Consider the following 21,709-nt stretch of genomic DNA (forward strand, 5'->3'; position numbering starts at 1 on the left):
GACCATGTCCAGCTACCAACTCGTTCTTCGTCCGCCTCAGGGCCGCTTCGGCTGGTGGGGCACCGGCGTCCTCGGTCTGGTGATCGTGGGCTTCCTCTATTGGGCTGCAGTCGGATCGCAGATCAACGCGGCCAATCTCTGGAACGGCATCCCTTATATGTGGGACTTTCTGGTCCGCATGATGCCGCCGAATCCGGAGTTCATTGAGAAGCTCTGGCGGCCCGCGCTGGAAAGCCTGCAGGTCGCGATCTGGGGAACGTTGCTCGGCGTGGCGATCTCGCTGCCGATCAGCTTTTTTGCGGCTCGCAACCTTTCACCGCATCCGGCGATTTATCACTTCACCCGCCAAGTGCTGAACTGCATGCGCGGCATCAACGAGATTATCCTGGCGCTGATCTTCGTCGCCGCCATCGGCCTCGGCCCGTTCGCCGGCGTGCTCGCTCTCGCCATCCACGGCGCGGGTATGCTCGGCAAGTTCTTTGCCGAAGCCATGGAAGACATCGACGAAGGTCCGCTCGAAGCGTTCCGCTCGGCGGCCGCCGGCCCGTTCAAGACCTTCTTCTTCGGCGTGCTGCCGCAAGTGCTGCCGGCCTGGCTCGGTACCATCTTCTACCGTCTCGAGACCAACGTGCGCCAATCCACCGTGCTCGGCATGGTCGGCGCGGGCGGCATCGGTTTCGAACTCGTGTCCTCGATGAAGCTGTTCCAATATCAGGACACGGCGACCTGCATCCTGGTCATCCTTGCGATGGTGTTGGTCACCGACCTCCTTTCCTCCCGCGTCCGCTCGATGATCCGCTGACGCAACTCGGCCGGCACCGAACATTGCCGGGCACTTTATCCGCCTCTCGGTATTGCCGGGAAAAGGTACCCCCTTAGAGCGTCACCGCGTGGCGCAACACTGGAAAGGATGAGCCATGCTCACACGTACTCCCGCTTTCGTGACGACGAATGGCCGAAGCTATCGCGTCCCCAATACCCCGACCGTCGTCATTTGTATCGACGGTTCCGAGCCCGGCTATATCGAGCGCGCTATCGAGAAGGGACTCTGCCCCAACCTCGAACGGATACTGAAGACCGGCACGAACACGCTCGCGCTGTCGGTGATCCCGAGTTTCACAAACCCGAACAACCTGTCGATCATCACCGGCCGACCGCCGGCCGTGCACGGCATCGCCGGCAACTTCTTCTATGACCGCGAGGCAAAGCAGGAAGTAATGATGAACGACGCCCGCTTTCTGCGCGCACCCACGATCCTCGCCGAGTTCCAGAAGGCCGGCAGCAAGGTCGCCATGGTGACCGCGAAGGACAAGTTGCGCACGCTGCTGGGGAAGGGCCTCGACTTCCAAAAGGGAACCGCCATCGCGTTCTCGTCGGAGAAGGCCGACAAGGCCAACATGGCCGAAAACGGCATCGAAAACGTGCTCGAATTCGTCGGCATGAAGTTGCCGGAAGTCTATTCGGCCGATCTGTCGGAGTTCGTCTTCGCGGCCGGCGTCGAGCTGCTCAAGACCTTCCGGCCGGACGTGATGTATCTTTCGACCACGGACTACGTGCAGCACAAGGCGGCGCCGGGTTCTGCGATCGCCGACAGCTTCTACAAGATGTTCGACCGCTACGTCGGAGAGCTCGATGCGCTGGGCTGCGTGCTGGTGATGACCGCCGATCACGGCATGAACGACAAACATCTGCCAAACGGCGAGCCGGACGTCATCTACCTGCAGGAGATCCTTGACGGGAAATTCGGTGCCGGGATGACGCGCGTGATTCTGCCGATCACAGACCCGTACGTCGCGCATCATGGTGCGCTCGGCTCATTCGCGACTGTCTACGTCGATAACGACAAGCGGCAAGCCGTGCTCGATCACATCAAGACTATCGCGGGGGTCGAGGTTGCGATCCCGGCGGAAGAGGCGTGCAAGCGGTTCGAGCTTCCGGCCGACCGTATTGGCGACGTCGTCGTGCTGTCGTCGAAACACAAGGTGCTCGGCACCTCCGCCGCCAAGCACGATCTGTCGGGACTAACTGAGCCGCTGCGTTCGCACGGCGGTCTCACGGAGCAGACCGTGCCGATGATCGCGAATCGAAAGATCGTGGTTCCTGCCGGCCGTACGCTGCGCAATTTCGACGTATTCGACGTCGCGTTGAATCTCGTAGCCTGAGGATCGATGCCATGAACGTGCCTTTCAGTTACGCAGCAAAGCGAGAGGCGTTGCGCATTGCCGGCAAACACGTCACGACCGACGATGTGATCGAGGTCCGCAATCCCTACGACGGGTCGCTCGTCGGCACCGTGCCGGCAGCGCGCCCCGAACACGTGCGCGAAGCGTTTGGCAAGGCGAAAGCGTTCAAGCCAAAACTGTCGCGCTTCGAGCGTCAGCAAATTCTGCAGAAGGCTGCTGAACTGCTGCGCGGTCGGCGCGCATCCTTCGCGCGTATCATATCCGCGGAGTCCGGCCTCTGCTGGAAGGACGCGATCTACGAGTCGACGCGCGCCTACGACGTCTGGTCGTTCGCCGCACAACTCGCGGTCAAGGACGACGGCGAGTCCTATGCCTGCGACATCTCGCCGAACGGCAAGGCGCGCCGTATCCACACGCTGCGGACCCCGTTGCTGGGCGTCATCTCGGCGATCACGCCATTCAATCATCCGCTCAACATGGTGAGCCACAAGCTCGCGCCTGCGATCGCAACGAACAACCGGGTCGTTCTCAAACCGACTGAGCTGACTCCGCTGACCGCACTTGCACTCGCGGACGTGCTCTACGAAGCGGGACTGCCGCCTGAGATGCTCTCCGTGGTCACGGGTAATCCGTCCACGATGGGTGATGCGATGATCACGGATCCGGACGCAGACCTGGTTACTTTCACGGGCTCCGTTCGGGTCGGCAAGCACATCGCCCGCACCGCAGGCTACAAGCGTATCGTGCTCGAACTCGGCGGCAACGATCCGCTGATCGTCATGGAGGACGCCGACCTCGACAAGGCGGCCGAGCTGGCCGTGCAGGGCGCGACGAAGAATTCGGGCCAGCGCTGCACAGCGGTGAAGCGCATTCTCGTCGTCGAGAAGATCGCCGATGAATTCTCGAAATGCGTGCTCGAAAAGGCCAGGAAGCTGAAATGCGGTGACCCGGCCGATCCGGAAACCGATGTTGGCACGGTCATCAATGAACGATCCGCTGTTCTGTTCGAGAACCGTGTCAATGACGCGGTGACGAAGGGCGCCGAGCTGCTTCACGGCAACGATCGCCAGGGCGCCCTTTATGCCCCAACCGTCGTCGACCGCGTGCCGTACGATTGCGAACTCGTGCATGAGGAGACGTTTGGACCAGTGATCCCGATGATTCGCTGTCCGAACGACATCGCAGAGGTGATCCGCATTTCAAATTCGACAGCCTACGGGCTGTCTTCCGGAGTTTGCACAAATCGCCTCGATTACATTACGCGCTTCATCAACGAACTTGAGGTCGGCACCGTGAACGTGTGGGAGGTGCCGGGCTATCGCACCGAGATGTCGCCGTTCGGCGGCATCAAGGACTCCGGGCAGGGCTACAAGGAGGGAGTTGTGGAGGCCATGAAAGGGTTCACCAACGTCCGGACGTACTCGCTGCCCTGGCAGGGTTAAGTTGTTGCGGAGCCGCTCATGCTTTTTTGAGAGACTTGGCTCAACCCCCGATTGAAGGAGGTCGGGGCAATTCAGTTGTGGGTAAGGATTTTTGCCTGCAATCGCGCCGAAGAGCCCGTTGTCGGGCAGGCCCATGGGCGTTTTTCAAATTGCGCGATCATTGAATAGTGCCCCTGATTTGCCCGACGTGTCAAAATGTTCTCGCGGGATTGCAAGCATCCATGCCAGCGACCATTGCTACTTTGCATGGGGTTGTTTTCGAGATTTTGGTTGGGACCGCAGGGCGGTCCGCCCTTCGCCGCTCCAGTCCGTCTTCGCTTTCGCTTTGCTCAAGCTACGCCGGACACCACGCTTCACCCTTCGGCCCCGCGTGGCTGCGCCACGCGTAGCCCGAAGGGCGAAGCGTGGTGGGCCCGGCAGGACTCGAACCTGCAACCAGACCGTTATGAGCGGCCGGCTCTAACCATTGAGCTACAGGCCCCGCCGCGGAGCGGCCGCGGGGAGAGGGCGGCCGGCAACGGTGCCGCCATCGTTTACAGGCATGACAGCGATACGGCAATGCCGACCTTCCGGGCCGAAACGCGCTTTCACAAGCGCTCGGGCTTGCCTACAACCTTCCGTGCATCATCGTCACCGAACGTTTGAGGCCAACAATGAAACTCGCTGGGATTGCCTGCGCCGGCCTGCTGCTGCTTGCGGGCAGCGCCGGGGCACAGGAGGGAGGCAAGGCCATTACCAAAACCACGATCAGCCTGGGAACCGCGACGCCGGGCGGCGGGTTTCCGGTTTATGGCAATGCATTTGCGGAAGTGATGAATGCCGCCGATCCGGCGCTGTCGATCGACCCGCGCAACACCAAGGGCTCCAACGAAAACATTCCGCTGCTGGAATCCGGCCAGCTCGATATCGCGCTGGTGGCGGGGGAGCCCGCCTACGAAGCCTTCATGGGCATCGGCCGGCCGGCGACGAAGCTGAAAATCCTGACCGCGATGTATTCCAGCCCCGGCATGTTCGTGGTGCGGGCGGACAGTCCCTACAAGACGATCAGGGATCTGGTCGGCCAGCCGGTTGCGTTCGGCGCGAAGGGCTCGGGCCTGCCGATCCTGTCGCGCTATATCCTCGACGGCATCGGGCTGAAGCAGGACGAGGACTTCAAGTCGATCTATCTCGACCGCGCCGGCGACGGCCCCGCCATGGTCCAGGACGGTCGCGCCGCCGCGCTGTGGGGCGCGGGCGTCGGCTGGCCCGGCTTTGCGGCGATGGTGCAAGCTCCCGGCGGCGCGCGATTTATCGCACCCGATGCCAGTGAGATCGCGCGCGTCCGTGCCAAGCATACGTTCCTTAAACCGCTGACGGTCCCCGCCAACAGCTATCCGAACCAGCCGGCCGCGATCGATTCCATAGGCTCCTGGAGCTTTGTGCTGGCGCGTGAAAGCCTGCCCGACGACGTCGCCTACCGGTTGGCGCGCACGCTGCATGGGCAGGAGGCCGCGCTGTGCAAGAAGCTGCCGCAGGCCTGCGAGACCACGGCTGCGAACACGGTTGCGGCGGCGCCGAATGCGGGACTGATCCATCCCGGCGTGATGAAGTACTTCCGCGAGGCGGGGGTGGTGAAATGACCTTTGCCTTGGCTTGCGCGTCAGCGCGAGGCAACGCAACGGTCATCCCGGGGCGCGAGCAAAGCGAGCGAACCCGGGATCTCGAGATTCTCAGGTGCGCAATTGCGCACCATAGTTCGCTTGCGCGCCCCGGAATGACTGCTACGCAGTCACTTTTTCGCCATCGCGCACGCCGGATCGGGCGGGCCGAACGCTTCGTCGCCGGAGATCTTGGCGAGGATCTGATAGTAGTCCCACGGATATTTCGATTCATCCGGCTTCTTGACCTGCACCAGCCACAGGTCGTGCACCATCAGATTGTCCTCGCGCAGTTTGCCGTTGCGGGAGAAGAAATCCTCGATCGGCTTTTCGCGCATCTTCGCTGCTACCTTCAGCGGCTCGTCGGTGCCGGCTTCCTTGATGGCGTTGAGATAGCTCATGACCGAGGAGTAGACGCCGGCCTGCCACATCGTCGGCATCCGGTTCATCTTGGCGAAGTAGCGCTTCGACCATTCGCGGGTCTTGTCGTCCATGTCCCAATAGAACGACGTCGTCAGCAACAGCCCCTGCGCTGCCGGTAACCCAAGCGAATGGATGTCGGTGATCAACGCGAGCAGCGCGGCCATCTGCTGGCCGCCCTTGAAGACGCCGAACTCCGCGCCGGTCTTGATCTCGTTCATGTTGTTCGGAGGACCGGCGGCAATGCCGATGATCTTGGCTTTTGAGGCCTGGGCCTGCAGCACGAAGGATGACAGATCAGGCGTGGCAAGCGGCGGGCGCACCGAGCCCAGCACCTTGCCGCCATTGGCCGTGACGACGGTGGAAGCATCGCGCTCCAGCGAGTGACCGAACGCATAGTCGTCGGTGATGAAGAACCAGCTATCGCCGCCGCGCTTCACCACCGCCTGCGCGGTGCCGACCGCCAGCGCGCGGGTATCGAACACCCACTGTATCGCGTGTGGCGAACAGAACTTGCCGTGGAAGTCTGCGGTGCCGGTCGAGTGCACGATCAACAGCTTCTTCTTTTCGTTGGTGATGTTCTGCACCGCAAGCCCGACCGCGGAAACCGGAACGTCGAGGATCACGTCGACCTGATCGACGTCATACCAGCGCCGCGCGATGCCGCCGCCGATATCCGGCTTCAACTGGTGATCGCCGACGATGATGCTGATCGGCTTGCCCAGCACCTTGCCGCCGAAATCGTCCACCGCCATTTGTGCGGCAGTGACCGAGCCCTGGCCGGTCGCCGTGGCCGCCGGGCCATTCATGTCAGTGAGAACGCCGAGCTTGACGACGTCGTCCGAGACTTGGGCGAGCGCGGCGGTCGATGCCAGCAGCGCGGCCATGAGCACGGCAAGCCTGGATAGTTTCCTGGCGAACATCCTGTCTTCTCCCTAGGAATCAGCACATTGGCCGTTGGTGTTTTCAGGCGGTTGGTTTCGCCAATTGGTCTCATTTGCAACTATTTCGCGCCGACGTCAACGTGGGTCGGATGGGCTAAACCACGCGCGCGATATCCGGTTCTATTTATTTTCCGCCCGATTCAGGGCATAGGCGAGCCTCAATGACTCCGAACCAGCGCTTGCCGATTTCGCTGACGCCGCTCGATGTGGCGCTCGCCGCGTTGCTGGAGGGCGTGGACCCGGTCGCGCCGGTGGAACTGACATTGGCGGAAGCGCTGCGCTGTATTGCCGCGGATATGCCGGGGCTCGACGCCCACCCGCCGCGCGATATCGCTGCCGCGGACGGCTATGCATTGCGCGCGCGCGACCTTGTCGGCGCATCCTCCTATTCGCCGCTGCCATTAACGGCGACGCCGGTGTGGGTCGAGGCCGGCGAGATCATTCCTGACAACTGCGACTGCGTGCTGGATTCAGATTCTGTCGAGATGTCCGGTCCGCTCGTGCAGGTGCTGGCGGAGGCGATCCCGGGGCAGGGCGTGCGCCGCACCGGCAGCGATATCGCAGCGGGCAGCCGTCTCGTTGAAGCCGGCCGGCGCGTGCTGCCGCGCCATCTGATGATCGCCCGCGCCGCAGGAATGGCGCGATTGAGCGTGCGCCGTCCGCGCCTGCACATCGTCAATATTCCCGGCGGCACGGTAACCGCGGATCTGGTTGCCGAGAGCGCGCGGGCCGCGGGCGGTGAGGTCGTCTTGGTCGCGGCTGCAGGTCGCGATGCCGCATCGATTACCGCGGCGATCGATGACGGTGCGTGCGATCTGCTGCTGATCGTCGGCGGCTCCGGTGTCGGACGCACCGACACGGCGGTGACGGCATTGGGCGCGCGCGGGAAGATTCTCGCACATGGCATTGCCCTGCAACCAGGTCGCACTTCGGCCGTTGGTCGTGCACGCAAGACGCCGGTCGTGGTGTTGCCAGGCGCGCCCGACCAAGCCTTGGCGGCGTGGTGGACGCTCGCGCTTCCCGCGCTCGATCGTTTATCGGGCCGCCGGCGGCGCAGCACGCTCAATCTGCCGCTGGCGCGCAAGATTGCTTCAAGCGTCGGCATTGCCGAGATCGTGCTGCTGGAACGAGAGCAGGATACCTGGGTCCCGCTGGCGGTGGGCGAATTGTCGCTCGATGCGATTGCGCGCGCCGAGGCCTGGCTCGCGGTGCCCGCCGGCTCGGAAGGATTTGCGGCGGGCACCCGGGTCGATGCCTATATGTTGCAGGAGTGATATGGGTTCGGGAATGACGAATACGCCCTCGCCGAAAGGCGGCGACAATATCGATCAGGATCAATTCCTGACTATCCTGTCGCGAGAGGATGCGCTGGCGCGGTTTGAAGCCGCGCTGTTTCCGCGTGCGGTCGCGAGCGAGAAGCGCTCGCTTGCGGACGCGCTCGGCTGCGCGCTTGCCGAGGACGTCGTGGCGCCGATCGATGTGCCGCCATTCGATCGCTCTAATGTCGATGGCTTTGCGGTGCGTTCGGCCGACCTTGCTTCGGCCGGCGAGGCTTCACCGGTGCGCGTGATGCTGAACGACGAAGCGATCGCGTGCGGCACCGCCCCAACGCGGCCGGTCCTGTCGGGAACAGCCACGCCGATCGCGACCGGCGGTCCGGTGCCGCGCGGGGCGGACGCCGTTGTCATGGTCGAGCATACCCAGCCGGCGGGACATCGTGCGATCGACGTCCGCCGCGCCGCTTCGCCCGGGCAATTCGTGTCCTATGCCGGCTCCGATATCGCCCGTGGCGAGGCGCTGCTGCGCGCCGGGACCATCATCGGCTCGCGCGAGATCGGGATGCTGGCGGCCTGCGGCATCGCGGAGGTGACCGTCGCGCAGCGGTCGCGCGTTGCGATCATTTCCACCGGCGACGAACTGGTGCAGCCCGGCCATTCCCTGCGGCCGGCCGCGATCTACGACACCAACGGCGCGATCGTCACGGCGGCGATCACGGAGAATGGCGGCGAGGCAAAATTTCTCGGCGCCATCGCCGATGATGAGGCGCAACTCGAATCCGCGATGCGCGAAGCACTCGCGAGCAGCGACATGCTGGTGCTGTCAGGCGGTACTTCCAAGGGCGCGGGCGACGTGTCGCACCGCATCATCGGCCGGCTCGGCAAGCCCGGCATCATCGCCCATGGTGTCGCGCTGAAGCCAGGCAAGCCGCTGTGCCTTGCGGTATGCGACGGCAAGCCTGTCATCATCCTGCCGGGATTTCCGACCTCGGCGATGTTCACCTTCCACGACATGATCGTGCCGGTGCTGCGGCGGATGGCCGGCCTACCGCCGCGTTCGGACGCCAAGGTCAATGCCCGCGTTCCCGTGCGGATCGCGTCCGAACTCGGCCGCGCCGAATTCGTCATGGTGTCGCTGGTTGAAGGCGCGGATGGGCTGATCGCGTACCCCACAGGCAAGGGCTCCGGCGCCATCACCTCCTTTGCCCAGGCCGACGGCTTTCTGCGCATCGATGCGCTGGCGGACCAGATGCCGGCTGGCAGCGAGGCCGAGGTGACGCTGTTCACGCCGCATGTGCGGGTACCCGATCTCGTCATCGTCGGCAGCCACTGCACCGGGCTCGATCTCGTCACAGCGCCGCTGGCGCATGCCGGACTCACCGTGCGCTCGATCGCCGTCGGAAGCCTCGGTGGGCTCTCGGCCGCCATGCGCGGCGAATGTGACTTTGCCCCGATCCATTTGTTCGACGAGAAGACGGAGACCTACAACACGCCGTATCTCAGCAACGGGCTCGAACTGGTACCGGGATGGCGTCGCATGCAAGGCATCGTATTCCGCAAGGGCGATCGGCGCTTCGAAGGCCTGAGCGCCGAGGACGCGGTGCGTGCCGCGCTGGCCGACCCGGCCTGCATCATGGTCAATCGCAACCAGGGCGCCGGCACGCGCATCCTGATCGACCGGCTGCTCGGCGGTGCGCGCCCCGAAGGCTACTGGAATCAGCCGCGTTCGCACAATGCGGTGGCTGCAGCGGTCGCACAGCACCGTGCCGATTGGGGCATGACCATTGCGCCGGTCGCGCATGCGTCAAACCTGGGTTTCATTCCCTTTGCCGAGGAGCATTATGATTTCGCGCTGGTGACGGCGCGCAAGCAACGGCCGGCGGTGCAGGCGTTTCTCGACGCGCTGGCGTCGGACGGGGCGCGCGCGGCGCTCGAGCAGGCAGGTTTCCGGCCGGCCTGAAGCGTCCGCGGGCTGAAGGAGCCGCCAACAGAAGCGGCTCGGGCAGGGATGGGAATGGCAAGACCGCTATCGATCGCGATCGTCGGCGCCGGCATGGGTGGGCTCGCAACCGCCGCGGCGCTCAGGCGGGTCGGCATCGATGTCAGGGTCTATGAACAGGCCACGCAATTCGCGCGGATCGGGGCCGGCATCCAGATCGGCTGCAATGCGATGAGGGTGTTGCGCGCCCTGGGGCTGGAGGCGCGGCTGCGCGCGGAAGCTTTCTATCCGCGTTCCTGGAATAACCGCGACTGGCGCACCGGCGACATCAAGTTCGACATGATCTTCGGCGAACGCGCCGAACAGAAATTCGGCGCGCCCTATCTTTTGGCGCATCGCGGCGATCTGCATGCGGCGCTCGCCAGCGCCGTCCCCAATGCCTGCATCAGGCTCAACCACAAACTGGTCGGGCTGGAGGAAACCGGCGAGGGCGTCCGGCTCGCCTTTAGTAACGGCGAAACCGCAACGGCCGACGCCGTGATCGGCGCCGACGGCGTTCATTCGGTCGTGAGAGATATCCTGTTCGGTGCCTCACCGGTGAACTTCACCGGGCGGATCGCCTACCGCACCACCTATCCCGCCGCGCTGCTCGGCGGCGCAGAGATCGACGACTGCACCAAATGGTGGGGCGAGGACCGCCACATCGTCATCTATTACGTCAAGCCGGACCGCAGTGAGATCTATCTCGTCACCAGCCAGCCGGAGCCGGATTTCCGGATTGAATCATGGTCGGCGAAAGGCGATGTCAGGGAATTGCGCAAGGCGTTCGCCGGCTTCCACCGCCAGGTCGAGCAAGTGCTGGCCGCGTGCCCCGACGTGCACAAATGGGCGATCGTCGATCGCAATTCGCTGGAGCATTGGGCGGATCGCAATGTGACGTTGCTTGGCGATGCCTGCCATCCGATGACGCCTTACATGGCGCAAGGCGCGGCGATGGCGATCGAGGACGCCGCCGTGCTGTCGCGTTGCCTCGAGGGCGTCGAGCGGGAAGGCGTTGCCAATGCATTCCGCCGCTTCGAGGCCACGCGCAAGGAGCGAACCACGCGCATTCAAGCGACCTCGCGCGCGAATACCTGGCTCAGCGGCAAAACCGATACCGACTGGGTGTACGGCTACGACGCCTGGACCGTACCGCTGGCAGCGCGTAACTTCTCTTTGATTTGAGCGTGATCTCTTCGGAAAACCGGTTCCCACTTTGCGCTGACGCGGCCCGTCGGGTCCGGATCATGCTCTAGCCCTGAACGCGCAGCAGCTCGCTTATGATCCGTGGCTTCATCCAGCCGACATTGTCCACAATTTCCCTGCGCAGCGTGTCCTGTTCGGCCTCGTATTGCTCTCGCGTTATGCCTTGGCCACCCATCGCGGTAACTCCGAACGCTTCGAGCGCGAGATCATGGCGCTGCTTCCAGTCGATCACGCGCTTGGTCATGACCTCCGTAACCGCAGGCACCGTGCCGGGATGGCCTGCAATGTCACAGAGCTCTTTGGTGCGTACATCCGCCGCCAACATCAATACGTTCCAGTCATCGTATCCGATGAGGTTCATCTGGGCATATAGAAACGCACCATGCTCGCCGTCCCAGATTGTGTGGTCGATGACCAGAAATGGCGCGGCGCGGCAATAGCCGTAGCGCGTGGTCATTTCGCGGTTGAAAGCCTCGGTGCGCTCATCCAGTCGCTTCTTGGCCGCGGCAAAGAGAGCGATATAATCCTGTGCCGTGGGCAGGATGTTGCGCGCATCATCCGGAGCAAAGCCGACTTCCCGCAGAAATTTGCCGATCTTTGGATCGTCCCAGAGTTCCTTGGAGAAAACGCGGGTCACACCATCTGCGTCCGGTGTCGGACGCATCGTCTCTTTCAATTCGGAAAAGCTTGGTTGCTTGGTGCCGAAAGTCGTCCTGCGTCCGAACATGGCCACGGCCTCGCGTTAGATCCGCCGTGGCTACGTTATTGGCAAGTACATTAAATCGTATTTAATCTGAATCTGAAATCACCACCGATTTCGTCAATATCCAGGTAGCTTGGTGGATTGCTGCCGAGTCTATTCACGGTCGTTTTTCGCAAGGGGCGGGACAGGGCTGCTGGCGCATACATGGCGCGTGTCCCGGACGCGGTGCAGCGTGTAACGCTGCTCCGCAGGGCCGGGATCCACTCTTCGCCGGGAGGCATGGACCCCGGCTCAGCAGCGCAGCATTGCATGCTGCGTTGCGTCCGGGGGACGAAGCCTAGCCGCCATCCAGCGCGGCCAGCCGTTCCGCTTCCGCGATGTCGTCCATGGTGTTGGCGTTGAAGAACGGATCGAGCGGCGTGGCCGGCCATGTCACCGTGGCGAGCCTGTAGCGCGCGGTCCAGCGATCGATCTTCCTGATGTCCTCGACGACCAGCGCGTGGCGAAGTTGTTCGCGCAAGCTGACGCTCCATAATCCGATTACCGGATGCGACTGGCCATCGGAGGCGGCAACGGCCAACTCGGCATTCTCAATTTCCACCGCGTCATACAGCCTGGAGACCAGATCGCGCGGCAGGAATGGGCAGTCTGCGGCGGCGCTGAGAACAAATTTTACATCGGGCCGGTTCACCGCGGCCCAATCGAGTGCGGCCAGAATGCCGGCGAGCGGGCCAGGAAAATCGGCGACGCCATCGGCAATGACCGGCAGGCCGAACGCGGCGAAGCGTGCTGGGTCACCATTGGCGTTGAGGATCAGGCCGTCGCATTGCGGCGCTAGGCGCGCGATCACGCGATCGAGGATGGTGCGGCCGGCGATCGTGCGCATCGGCTTGTCGCCGCCACCCATCCGCCGCGCGAGGCCGCCGGCGAGCAGCACGCCTGGAATTTTACTCGTCACGCTCTTCGCCCTTGCGCTTGTGCCGCGCGGATTCTTCCTCGACATAGTCGAGGTCCTGGTCGAACACGATCCGCTCCTGTCCTGACAGCACAATGAAGCGCTTGCCGCGCGTGCGGCCAACCAGCGTCAGCCCGACCTGCCGCGCCAGCTCGACGCCCCACGCGGTGAAGCCCGAGCGCGAAACCAGGATGGGAATGCCCATCCGTACCGTCTTGATCACCATCTCAGAGGTGAGCCGGCCCGTGGTGTAGAGGATCTTGTCGGCGGGATCGACGCCGTGGCGATAGATCCAGCCGGCAATCTTATCGACGGCGTTATGACGGCCGACGTCCTCGGTGTAGCAGACGGGTGTGCCTTCCTTGCACAGCACGCAGCCATGGATCGCGCCGGCCTCCAGATAGAGCGAGGGCATGGTGTTGATCGTGCGCGTCATCTGGTAGAGCCACGAGGTGCGCAGCTCCGCCTTCGGCAGCGCCACGCTTTCCACCGCTTCAAGCAGGTCGCCGAACGCGGTGCCCTGTGCACAGCCGGACGTCTGCGTGCGTTTCTTCAGCTTGGCTTCGAAATTGGTGTGGTGCTCGGTGCGCACCACCACGACCTGAAGGTCGTCGTGATACTCGACCTCGGTGACGACGTCGTCATATTTCAGCATGTTCTGGTTCAGGAGATAGCCGAGCGCCAGATATTCCGGATAGTCGCCGATCGTCATCATGGTGACGATCTCCTGTGCGTTCAAATACAGCGTCAGCGGCCGCTCCACCGGCACCCGGATTTCGACCGTCGCACCCGTCTGGTCGGTCCCGGCGACGCGCTCGGTCAGCCGCGGATCCTCGGGGTTCGGCACGATCAGGGGGGCCGGGGCTTTTTCCATCTTCATCATAGGACGCAGGTTAGCATGACAAGGGCCTCCAGCCGATATAAAGCATTTCCGGGCATGAACAATGCGGCCTTCAGCCGTCATTGCGAGCGCAGCGAAGCAATCCATGCTTCGGCAAATGCGGGACGATGGATTGCTTCGTCGCTTCGCTCCTCGCAATGACGGTGGAAGGGCTGCCGCCGGAGAACGCAATGAAAGTGATAGGCCTCGCGGGATGGAGCGGCGCCGGCAAGACCACCTTGCTGACGCGGGCGATCCCGCAATTCCTAAAACAGGGCCTGCGCGTGTCCGTGATCAAGCACGCCCATCACGCCTTCGACGTCGACGTGCCCGGCAAGGATTCCTGGCGGCACCGCGAGGCCGGTGCGGCCGAAGTTCTGGTCTCATCAGGGCGGCGCTGGGCCTTGATGCATGAGCTGCGCGGGGCGCATGAGCCGCGATTGCCGGAACTGCTGGCGAAGATGTCGCCGGTCGATCTCGTCGTCGTCGAGGGCTTCAAGCGCGAGCCGCACCGCAAGATCGAGGTCTATCGCGCCGCGAATGAAAAACCGCTGCTGTTCCCCGACGATCCCGGTATCGTCGGGCTAGCGACCGATACGGCGGTTGAAACCAAGTTGCCGACTGCCCATCTCGACGATATCGAGGCGGTGGCGGCGATGATGTTGCGGTCTGCAATATCGCTGGAAGACGTGCTGGCGAAATGCGAAGCTGAGGGCTGATCAGGCACATGGCGCAATTGTCCGACGATTGCTTTGCCTTCGGCGGTCCGATGATGTCGGTCGATGAGGCCGTCGGCCTTATTGCCACGCGTGTGACGCCGGTCGTGGATATCGAGACGGTTACGCTTGCCCGCGCCGATGGCCGCATTCTGGCGCACGAGATCCTGGCGCCGCTGCCGCTGCCGCCCTTCACCAATTCCGCCGTCGACGGCTATGCGGTTGGGAGCCGCGACCTGCCGCAGCAGGAAGAGCAAACGTTTCCGGTCACCGGCCGCGTTCAGGCGGGCAGTTCGGCATCTGCGCCTCTCAAGCCGGGGCAGGCAATGCGCATCTTCACCGGTGCGCCGATGCCCGAAGGCGCAGATACCGTGTTTATGCAGGAAGACGTGCGCGTCGAGGGCGACAAGGTGGTGCTTCCCGCAGGCCTCAAGCCGGGCGCCAATGTACGCCCCGCGGGCGAAGACATTGCTTCAGGTTTTGCGGCGCTGCAGGGCGGCCAGCGGCTGCGGCCGCAGGACGTTGCGCTCGCCGCAGCCTTTGGCCTGACACAACTCGATGTCACAAGGCGCATTCGCGTCGCGGTGTTTTCCACCGGCAACGAACTGGCCTCGCCGGGCGAAGCGCGCGCCGCGGTGCAATTGTTCGATTCAAACCGTTTCATGCTGATGGCAATGTTGTCGCGGCTCGGCTGCGAGGTCAGCGATCTCGGCATTATCAGGGATGATCGCGCCTCGCTGGCCCGCGCGCTGCAGGACGTCGCCGGCAGCCATGATTTGATGCTCACGACGGGCGGCGTTTCGACCGGCGAGGAGGACCATGTCAAGGCAAGCGTCGAAAGTGTCGGCAGGCTTGTGTTGTGGCGGATGGCAATCAAGCCGGGACGCCCCGTCGCGATGGGCATCATCGGCGGCACGCCCTTCATCGGATTGCCGGGCAATCCGGTGGCGAGTTTTGTCACTTTCGTTCACGTGGTGCGGCCGACCATTCTGGCGCTGTCCGGTGCCCGGCCGGAGCCGCTTCGGCCGATGCCGGTTCGCGCCGCCTTCAGCTACAAGAAGAAGATTTCGCGCCGCGAATATGTCCGCGTCAGCTTGCGCAAGGGTGCCGATGGCGCGCTCGAAGCGGTGAAATTTCCGCGCGAAGGCGCGGGACTGCTGTCGTCGCTGGCGGACACCGATGGCCTGGTCGAACTCGGCGAGGACGTCACGCAGGTGTCGCCCGGCCAGACAGTCGGGTTCCTGTCTTATGCAAGCCTGATCAACTGATGTCCGTTGACGATGCAGGCCCCCTTCGCCATGGTCGGCCCATGACGACGACAAAACTCGATCTCGCTGGCCTGAAATGCCCGTTGCCGGCGTTGAAGACACGCAAGGCGCTGAAGACGCTGCCGCCCGGCGACAGGCTGGAAGTGCTCTGCACCGATCCGCTGTCAGTGATTGACATTCCGAACCTCATTCGCGAGACCGGCGACAAGGTCGAAATCACCGAGCGCAGTCCAAGCCGCATCGTGTTTCTGATAGAAAAAGCAAATGGGACGATATAAAAGCTGAATGCTTGGGCGATCCCGCGGGTAAGCCCTCGCGCGTTAATTAGACGAGTTCACGACAGCGTCCGATTGCCGGGTGCGACAATCGGTCCTACAAATCCCGGCATGAACTTCCCGACATCGAAGGCGAGCGCGGCGATATCCCCTGCAACGGTCAATGAACCGGCGGCCAAACCAGGCAAGCCGGCCGGCGGTCCCGAGTTCAGCGCGCTGGCGCAGGCCTCGATCCTGATCGTCGATGACGAGCCCGGCATGCGCAATTTTCTCGTGCGCACGCTGGGGCCGCATTGCAAGCACGTGGAAGAGGCCGCCGACACCGACGAGGCCTCGCGCAAGCTCGACAAGAGCCGGTTCGATGTCGTCATTCTCGACAACATCATGCCCGGCAAGAACGGCGTCGACTGGCTGGCGGAGCAGCGGGCCGTCGGCTTCTTCGCCGACGCCATCCTGATTACAGCCTATGCCGATCTCGATACGGCGATCCAGGCGCTGCGCGCCGGCGCGGTCGACTTCGTGCTGAAACCGTTCCGCTCGAACCAGATCCTCAATGCGGTTGCACGCTGCCTCGACCGGGTCCGGCTGCAGCGCGAGAACTACGTTTTGCGTTATGCGCTGCGCGCTTCATCCGATCGCACCTTCCTGCGCGACAATCTGATCGGGGAGTCGCCGGCGGCGCGCAGCGTGCGGGAAACCATTGCCCGCGTCGCGCGCCTGCCGACCTCGATCCTGCTCACCGGCGAATCCGGTACCGGCAAGGAAGTCGCGGCGCGCTCGATTCACTCCCTCTCCGATCGCGCCGACAAGCCTTTTGTGCCGGTGAACTGCGCCGCCATTCCGCCCGAGATGATCGAGGCCGAGCTGTTCGGGCACATCAAGGGTGCCTTTACGGGTGCGGATAGCGGCCGCGAGGGCCTGTTCCTCTATGCGCATGGCGGCACGTTGTTCCTCGATGAAATCGGCGAACTGCCATTGCCGATGCAGAGCAAACTGCTGCGCGTTCTGGAGGATCGCCGCGTCCGTCCCGTCGGCTCCGAGCGTGAGGTGCCGGTCGATCTTCGTTTCATCTTTGCCACCAATGCCGATCTCCAAAAGCAAGTGGAGAAGGGCCGCTTTCGCGCCGATCTCTATTACCGCCTGAATGTCATGCAGATTCATCTGCCGCTGCTCAAGGACCGCGGCGACGACGTGCAGGAACTCGCCAACCTCTTCATGAACAAGCTCTCGATCCAGCTCGGCATGCCGCCGGTTCCGATCGACAGCGCGGTGCGGGCAGCGCTCGCGAGTTACGACTGGCCCGGCAATGTGCGCGAGCTGCGCAATTTGATCGAGCGCACCTTGATCCTCGGCGCGTTCCCGGACGATTTCGCAGGCCCACGGAACGACGGGCAGGTCGCCACCGCCGACAGTCTCGCGGACCTGGAGCGCCGGCACATTCTTTCGGTGCTGAAGGAAACCGGCGGCAACCGCGAGGAAGCGGCGCGGCGGCTCGGCATCTCGCGCAAGACCATCGATCGCAAACTCGCGTTATGGAATGGCTGACCGGGCACGCCGCATCGAGGGGCCGGTGCGCGGGGCATCCGTTCGCTTCCGGCTGCTCGCGATTGCGCTGCTGCCGATGCTGGTCATCCTGCCGCTTCTGCTTGGGGTCGCCATCTATCGCTGGAATGCGCGGTTCGACGCTACGCTGATCTCCAAGGTGAACGGCGACCTCACGATCGCCCACCAATATCTGGCCCGCATTCTGGAAAAGACCGGCGTTCAGATCCGCGGCCTGAGCCTTTCGTTCCGCTTCCGGGAGGTCGAAGAGCGGGAAACGATCTCCGCGGTGGCGAGCTTGCTCGAACAGTCCCGCAAGGAGATGGGTCTCGACTTCCTCTACTTGATGGATGCCGGTGGAAAAATCATCGCCTCGTCGCCCGCGCTTGAGGGAGCGCCGAGGGCTGATTGGCCGATCATCGCGTCGGCATTATCGGGCGAATCGCCGTCGACGGGCATCGATATCTTCACCAACGACGAACTTGCAGCGATTTCGCCTGTTCTTGCCCAGCGCGCGCGTCTCGACCTGGTGCCGACACCAAACGCGGTGCCAACCGATCGCAGCACGGAAACACATGGCATGGTGGTGCATGCGGCCAGCCGCGCAACGGCTCCCGGAGGCGGGCCAGCCGCGCTCGTTGGCGGGATTCTGCTCAACCAGAATCTGGAATTCATCGACACGATCAACGACCTCGTCTATCGGGCGGCAAGCCTGCCCGAGGGCAGCCAGGGAACGGCGACGCTGTTTCTCGACGACGTGCGTATCTCGACCAATGTCCGCCTGTTCGAGGGACGGCGTGCGCTGGGAACGCGGGTGTCGGCGGCGGTGCGCTCTGCGGTGATGGGAGAGGGGCGAACCTGGCTGGACAGCGCCTTCGTCGTCAACGACTGGTACATCTCGGCCTACGAGCCGCTCGTCGACACCTACGGCAAGCGCGTCGGCATGCTTTATGTCGGATTTCTGCAGAAGCCGTTCAACGACGCAAAGCTTGAGACGATTCTGATCATTGCGATCGCGTTCATCGCGATCACGGCGGCAAGCGTGCCGATCTTCCTGCGCTGGGCGCAGTCGATCTTCATGCCGCTCGAACGCGTCACGGCGACCATCGGCGAAGTGGAAAGCGGCAATCTCTCGGCCCGCACCAAATTGCCGGCGTCGGGCGACGAGATCGGCCGGGTGGCTGTTCACCTCGATACCTTGCTGGACCAGATCCAGGAGCGCGACCGTCAGTTGCGCGAGTGGAACGAGGAGTTGAATGCGCGGGTACGCGAGCGAACCCGCGATCTCGAACTCGCCAATCTGAAGCTGGAGGCAACCACCAAGCAGCTCATCATGTCCGAGAAGCTCGCCGCGATCGGCGAGATCACCGCGGGCGTGGCTCACGAGATCAACAACCCGATCGCGGTGATGCAGGGCAATCTCGACGTCATCCGCAGCGTGATCGGCGCCGACACTGAAAAAGCCAAGGTCGAGTTTCGGCTGGTCGACGAACAGATCCATCGCATCAGCCAGATCGTCACCAAGCTCTTGCAGTTTGCGCGACCGGAAGAATATGCCGGCTATGTCGAGCGTCATGCGCCCGGAAGTGTTGTGGCGGACTGCCTGCCGCTGGTGCAGCATCTCCTGAACAAGACCGAAATCAGGGTTGCGCGGGAAGATCGGGCGAGCCGCCTGGTCTTGATGAACCGCACCGAGCTGCAGCAGGTCGTGATCAACCTCATCGTCAACGCGATCCACGCCATGCCGGACGGCGGCACATTGACGCTGCGCTCGTTCGACGCCGATCGCGACGGCAACCCGGGCATTTCAATCGAGGTGGCCGACACCGGCATCGGCATGAGCGCTGACGTCCTGGACAAGGTTTTCGATCCCTTCTTCACCACGAAACGCAGGGACGGGACCGGCCTTGGCCTTTCCATCAGTCAGACGCTGGTGAAGCGGCAGCGTGGCCAGATCACGGTGGAAAGCCAGATCGGCTCCGGGAGTACATTCCGGGTGTGGCTGCCGGAAGCGAGCTGACCGGACATTTTGTCCAGCGGCTATCCGGACATTTTGTCCGATATGTCGGCGAGCATTTGGTTAAGTGATTGATTTTCTGCATCGCGCGATTTGGCACGCGGATTGCTGACTTCTCACTCAAGAACTGAAGTGGGGAGGGGCGCGATGATCGGATATTCGGTCGCAAGCTGGGCGACTGCGCGCGCTTGCCGTCTTATGACGTGCCCATGCCGCACCTCAAAACGATTTTGCCTCGCCATAAACTCCGAGCTGTCGCGCGGACATCGCACGTCCGCGCAGACGGTCGGCGCTGCGTGGCCCCCCATCCAATACCCCAACCTCTCAACAATCGTGCCCGGTAAGGCCGCGAACCTGGAGAATATGCCTATGACGACAGCCGATGCCACGCTCGCACCATCGGGTGCGCTCGGGATTCTCGACAAGGAGCGAACGATTGCGACCGCCGGCTTCAATCGCTGGCTGGTGCCGCCGGCCGCGCTCTGCATTCATCTGTGCATCGGCATGGCATACGGCTTCAGCGTGTTCTGGCTGCCACTGTCGCGCGCGATCGGCGTGACCGCGCCGAAAGCCTGCCCGGACATGACGCTGGTGCAGGAATTGTTCACCACCACCTGCGACTGGAAAGTCGCCAGCATGGGCTGGATGTACACGCTGTTCTTCGTGTTGCTCGGCGTCTCCGCCGCGATCTGGGGCGGCTGGCTGGAGCGTGTCGGACCGCGCAAGGCGGGCTTTGTGTCGGCGTTGTGCTGGTGCGGTGGTCTCGTGCTCGGCGCGATCGGTATCATCACCCATCAATTGTGGCTGTTGTGGCTAGGAAGCGGCGTCATCGGCGGCATCGGACTTGGCCTCGGCTACATCTCGCCGGTGTCGACGCTGGTGAAATGGTTTCCGGACCGCCGCGGCATGGCAACCGGGATGGCCATCATGGGCTTTGGCGGCGGCGCCATGATCGGCGCGCCGCTGGCGAACCTGTTGATGAACTATTTCAAGTCGCCGACCTCGGTCGGCGCCTGGGAAACCTTCATCGCGATGGGCGCCATCTACTTCGTGTTCATGATGATCGGCGCCTTCCGCTATCGCATTCCGCCGGCGGGCTGGCGCCCGGAGGGCTGGACGCCGCCGGCGAAGGCCAATGCGATGATCTCGCAGAACCACGTCCACCTGAAGGACGCGCACAAGACGCCGCAGTTCTGGCTGATCTGGTGGGTGCTCTGCCTCAACGTGTCCGCGGGCATCGGCGTGATCGGCATGGCTTCGCCGATGCTGCAGGAAATCTTCGCCGGCAAGCTGATCGGATTGCCCGATGTCGGCTTCAACCAGCTTGACGCCGCGCAGAAGGCGACCATTGCGGGGATTGCGGCCGGCTTCGCCGGGCTGCTCTCGTTGTTCAACATCGGCGGCCGGTTCTTCTGGGCCTCGCTGTCGGACAAGATGGGCCGCAAGAACACCTATTATACGTTCTTCATCCTGGGCATCGTGCTCTATGCGCTGGCGCCGACATTTGCGGCGATGGGCTCAAAACTTCTGTTCGTGCTTGGCTTCGGCATCATCCTGTCGATGTATGGCGGCGGCTTCGCCACCGTGCCGGCTTATCTCGCCGATATGTTCGGCACGCAGTTCGTCGGTGCCATCCATGGCCGTCTGCTGACGGCGTGGTCGACCGCCGGCATCATCGGTCCCGTGGTGGTGAACTACATCCGCGAGTTCCAGCTTGCCGCCGGTGTGCCGCGCGACCAGCTCTACAACACGACGATGTACATCCTGTGCGCGATGCTGATCGCGGGCCTGATCTGCAATTACCTGATCAAGCCGGTCGACGCGAAGTGGCACATGAGCGACGCCGAGGTCGCCAAGCTGCAGGCGGCGACAGCGAGCGCGGGCAGCTCGGGGCCGTCAGGATCCTACGGCATCGGGTTCGGTGGGCTCGACGCCAAGGCTGCGCTGTTCTGGGCCTTCGTCGGAATCCCGCTCGCCTGGGGCGTCTGGAAGACGCTGGAAAGCGCCGTCAAGATCCTCTGACTGTTCTGGCCGTCGCGGGCGAGCGTTCCGCGACGGCATTTCAACGCGATGTCGAATTCAAATCGAGTAATCGGAAATCCAGATCAATGCGCATTCGCAATCGCAGCATGAGACGGCTTTATTGATCTCTGGACTAAATTCGCGTGTTCTCATCCCGTGATCAGGCAAAGCGAACGTGATTGCTCCGGGCGCGGAGAGGATCGAAAGCTCGCGGCCTGAGTTGCCCTAAATATCTGATAAATCT

At 63.2% G+C, this 21,709-nt stretch carries 17 protein-coding genes and 1 tRNA gene; 13 read left to right on the forward strand and 5 right to left on the reverse strand.

Going from position 1 to position 21,709, the window contains the following annotated elements; genetic code table 11:
- The first annotated feature begins 4 nt into the window (after positions 1-4).
- The 3 genes from phnE (at position 5) to phnY (ending at position 3,625) form a co-directional block, all read left to right on the forward strand.
- Positions 5-802 (forward strand): phosphonate ABC transporter, permease protein PhnE, encoded by a 798-nt coding sequence (gene phnE / locus V1292_RS14520; RefSeq protein WP_334373389.1) that lies wholly within the window; start codon positions 5-7, stop codon positions 800-802.
- A gap of 115 nt (positions 803-917) precedes the next feature.
- Positions 918-2,162, forward strand: a complete 1,245-nt coding sequence (phnA, locus tag V1292_RS14525) for a phosphonoacetate hydrolase (RefSeq protein WP_334373391.1) — start codon at positions 918-920, stop codon at positions 2,160-2,162.
- Between the two features lie 11 nt (positions 2,163-2,173).
- Entirely contained in the window at positions 2,174-3,625 is a 1,452-nt protein-coding gene (gene phnY, locus V1292_RS14530) for a phosphonoacetaldehyde dehydrogenase (protein ID WP_334373393.1), read from the forward strand.
- 405 nt (positions 3,626-4,030) lie between these two features.
- Here the strand turns inward: phnY and V1292_RS14535 are convergent.
- Positions 4,031-4,106, reverse strand: a tRNA-Ile gene (locus tag V1292_RS14535).
- Positions 4,107-4,278: 172 nt separating this feature from the next.
- Here V1292_RS14535 and V1292_RS14540 point away from each other — a divergent pair.
- Positions 4,279-5,244, forward strand: coding sequence for a TAXI family TRAP transporter solute-binding subunit (locus tag V1292_RS14540; RefSeq protein WP_334373394.1), 966 nt, complete (start codon positions 4,279-4,281; stop codon positions 5,242-5,244).
- Between the two features lie 149 nt (positions 5,245-5,393).
- Here the strand turns inward: V1292_RS14540 and V1292_RS14545 are convergent, their stop codons facing one another.
- Positions 5,394-6,605: an ABC transporter substrate-binding protein gene (locus V1292_RS14545; protein WP_334373396.1), complete on the reverse strand. Its 1,212-nt coding sequence runs from the start codon at positions 6,603-6,605 to the stop codon at positions 5,394-5,396.
- 182 nt (positions 6,606-6,787) lie between these two features.
- Between V1292_RS14545 and V1292_RS14550 the strand changes: the two genes are divergently transcribed.
- From V1292_RS14550 to V1292_RS14560, 3 genes are read left to right on the forward strand one after another with little or no spacing between them, the layout of a single operon-like run.
- Positions 6,788-7,900, forward strand: coding sequence for a molybdopterin-binding protein (locus V1292_RS14550; RefSeq protein WP_334373397.1), 1,113 nt, complete (start codon positions 6,788-6,790; stop codon positions 7,898-7,900).
- A 1-nt stretch (position 7,901) separates the two neighbouring features.
- Positions 7,902-9,863: a molybdopterin biosynthesis protein gene (locus V1292_RS14555; RefSeq protein WP_334373399.1), complete on the forward strand. Its 1,962-nt coding sequence runs from the start codon at positions 7,902-7,904 to the stop codon at positions 9,861-9,863.
- Positions 9,864-9,917: 54 nt separating this feature from the next.
- Complete coding sequence (locus V1292_RS14560; protein WP_334373401.1) at positions 9,918-11,066, forward strand: FAD-dependent monooxygenase; 1,149 nt, start codon at positions 9,918-9,920, stop codon at positions 11,064-11,066.
- A gap of 67 nt (positions 11,067-11,133) precedes the next feature.
- On the opposite strand, the gene V1292_RS14565 is transcribed toward V1292_RS14560, so the two are convergent.
- The 3 genes from V1292_RS14565 to fdhD form a co-directional block, all read right to left on the reverse strand.
- Entirely contained in the window at positions 11,134-11,820 is a 687-nt protein-coding gene (locus tag V1292_RS14565) for a hypothetical protein (RefSeq protein ID WP_334373403.1), read from the reverse strand.
- 307 nt (positions 11,821-12,127) lie between these two features.
- Positions 12,128-12,793, reverse strand: coding sequence for a molybdenum cofactor guanylyltransferase MobA (mobA, locus tag V1292_RS14570; protein WP_334373404.1), 666 nt, complete (start codon positions 12,791-12,793; stop codon positions 12,128-12,130).
- Positions 12,738-13,628 carry a formate dehydrogenase accessory sulfurtransferase FdhD gene (gene fdhD, locus V1292_RS14575; protein WP_334373406.1) on the reverse strand — a complete coding sequence of 297 codons (891 nt, stop codon included), beginning with the start codon at positions 13,626-13,628 and terminating at the stop codon, positions 12,738-12,740. The genes mobA and fdhD overlap by 56 nt, the downstream gene beginning before the upstream one ends.
- A 188-nt stretch (positions 13,629-13,816) precedes the next feature.
- On the opposite strand from fdhD, the gene mobB reads away from it, so the two are divergent.
- The 6 genes from mobB to V1292_RS14605 all read left to right on the forward strand — a co-directional run bounded on the left by mobB (position 13,817) and on the right by V1292_RS14605 (position 21,465).
- Positions 13,817-14,344 carry a molybdopterin-guanine dinucleotide biosynthesis protein B gene (mobB, locus tag V1292_RS14580; protein WP_334373408.1) on the forward strand — a complete coding sequence of 176 codons (528 nt, stop codon included), beginning with the start codon at positions 13,817-13,819 and terminating at the stop codon, positions 14,342-14,344.
- A gap of 8 nt (positions 14,345-14,352) precedes the next feature.
- Positions 14,353-15,609 (forward strand): molybdopterin molybdotransferase MoeA, encoded by a 1,257-nt coding sequence (locus tag V1292_RS14585; RefSeq protein ID WP_334373409.1) that lies wholly within the window; start codon positions 14,353-14,355, stop codon positions 15,607-15,609.
- Positions 15,610-15,650: 41 nt separating this feature from the next.
- Positions 15,651-15,887, forward strand: a complete 237-nt coding sequence (locus tag V1292_RS14590) for a sulfurtransferase TusA family protein (RefSeq protein ID WP_065744462.1) — start codon at positions 15,651-15,653, stop codon at positions 15,885-15,887.
- Between the two features lie 108 nt (positions 15,888-15,995).
- On the forward strand, positions 15,996-17,429 hold the full coding sequence (locus V1292_RS14595) for a sigma-54-dependent transcriptional regulator (RefSeq protein WP_334373411.1): 1,434 nt from the start codon (positions 15,996-15,998) through the stop codon (positions 17,427-17,429).
- Positions 17,422-19,446 carry a sensor histidine kinase gene (locus V1292_RS14600; RefSeq protein WP_334373413.1) on the forward strand — a complete coding sequence of 675 codons (2,025 nt, stop codon included), beginning with the start codon at positions 17,422-17,424 and terminating at the stop codon, positions 19,444-19,446. The genes V1292_RS14595 and V1292_RS14600 overlap by 8 nt, the downstream gene beginning before the upstream one ends.
- Positions 19,447-19,812: 366 nt before the next feature.
- The gene (locus tag V1292_RS14605) at positions 19,813-21,465 is read left to right on the forward strand and encodes an OFA family MFS transporter (protein WP_028347122.1); all 1,653 of its coding nucleotides are present in this window, start codon (positions 19,813-19,815) and stop codon (positions 21,463-21,465) included.
- The last annotated feature ends 244 nt before the right edge of the window (positions 21,466-21,709 follow it).

Origin of the sequence: Bradyrhizobium sp. AZCC 1719 (assembly GCF_036924525.1) — a bacterium.
Lineage (GTDB): Bacteria > Pseudomonadota > Alphaproteobacteria > Rhizobiales > Xanthobacteraceae > Bradyrhizobium.

Excerpts from the sequence above, each read along its gene's own strand:
- mobB (WP_334373408.1), top strand. The coding sequence starts at position 13,817 with ATGAAAGTGATAGGCCTCGCGGGATGGAGCGGCGCCGGCAAGACCACC.
- fdhD (WP_334373406.1), bottom strand. The coding sequence starts at position 13,628 with ATGATGAAGATGGAAAAAGCCCCGGCCCCCCTGATCGTGCCGAACCCC.
- V1292_RS14550 (WP_334373397.1), top strand. The coding sequence starts at position 6,788 with ATGACTCCGAACCAGCGCTTGCCGATTTCGCTGACGCCGCTCGATGTG.
- V1292_RS14540 (WP_334373394.1), top strand. The coding sequence starts at position 4,279 with ATGAAACTCGCTGGGATTGCCTGCGCCGGCCTGCTGCTGCTTGCGGGC.
- V1292_RS14560 (WP_334373401.1), top strand. The coding sequence starts at position 9,918 with ATGGCAAGACCGCTATCGATCGCGATCGTCGGCGCCGGCATGGGTGGG.
- V1292_RS14600 (WP_334373413.1), top strand. The coding sequence starts at position 17,422 with ATGGCTGACCGGGCACGCCGCATCGAGGGGCCGGTGCGCGGGGCATCC.
- phnA (WP_334373391.1), top strand. The coding sequence starts at position 918 with ATGCTCACACGTACTCCCGCTTTCGTGACGACGAATGGCCGAAGCTAT.
- mobA (WP_334373404.1), bottom strand. The coding sequence starts at position 12,793 with ATGTCGAGGAAGAATCCGCGCGGCACAAGCGCAAGGGCGAAGAGCGTG.
- V1292_RS14595 (WP_334373411.1), top strand. The coding sequence starts at position 15,996 with ATGAACTTCCCGACATCGAAGGCGAGCGCGGCGATATCCCCTGCAACG.
- phnY (WP_334373393.1), top strand. The coding sequence starts at position 2,174 with ATGAACGTGCCTTTCAGTTACGCAGCAAAGCGAGAGGCGTTGCGCATT.
- V1292_RS14555 (WP_334373399.1), top strand. The coding sequence starts at position 7,902 with ATGGGTTCGGGAATGACGAATACGCCCTCGCCGAAAGGCGGCGACAAT.
- V1292_RS14590 (WP_065744462.1), top strand. The coding sequence starts at position 15,651 with ATGACGACGACAAAACTCGATCTCGCTGGCCTGAAATGCCCGTTGCCG.
- phnE (WP_334373389.1), top strand. The coding sequence starts at position 5 with ATGTCCAGCTACCAACTCGTTCTTCGTCCGCCTCAGGGCCGCTTCGGC.
- V1292_RS14585 (WP_334373409.1), top strand. The coding sequence starts at position 14,353 with ATGGCGCAATTGTCCGACGATTGCTTTGCCTTCGGCGGTCCGATGATG.
- V1292_RS14545 (WP_334373396.1), bottom strand. The coding sequence starts at position 6,605 with ATGTTCGCCAGGAAACTATCCAGGCTTGCCGTGCTCATGGCCGCGCTG.
- V1292_RS14605 (WP_028347122.1), top strand. The coding sequence starts at position 19,813 with ATGACGACAGCCGATGCCACGCTCGCACCATCGGGTGCGCTCGGGATT.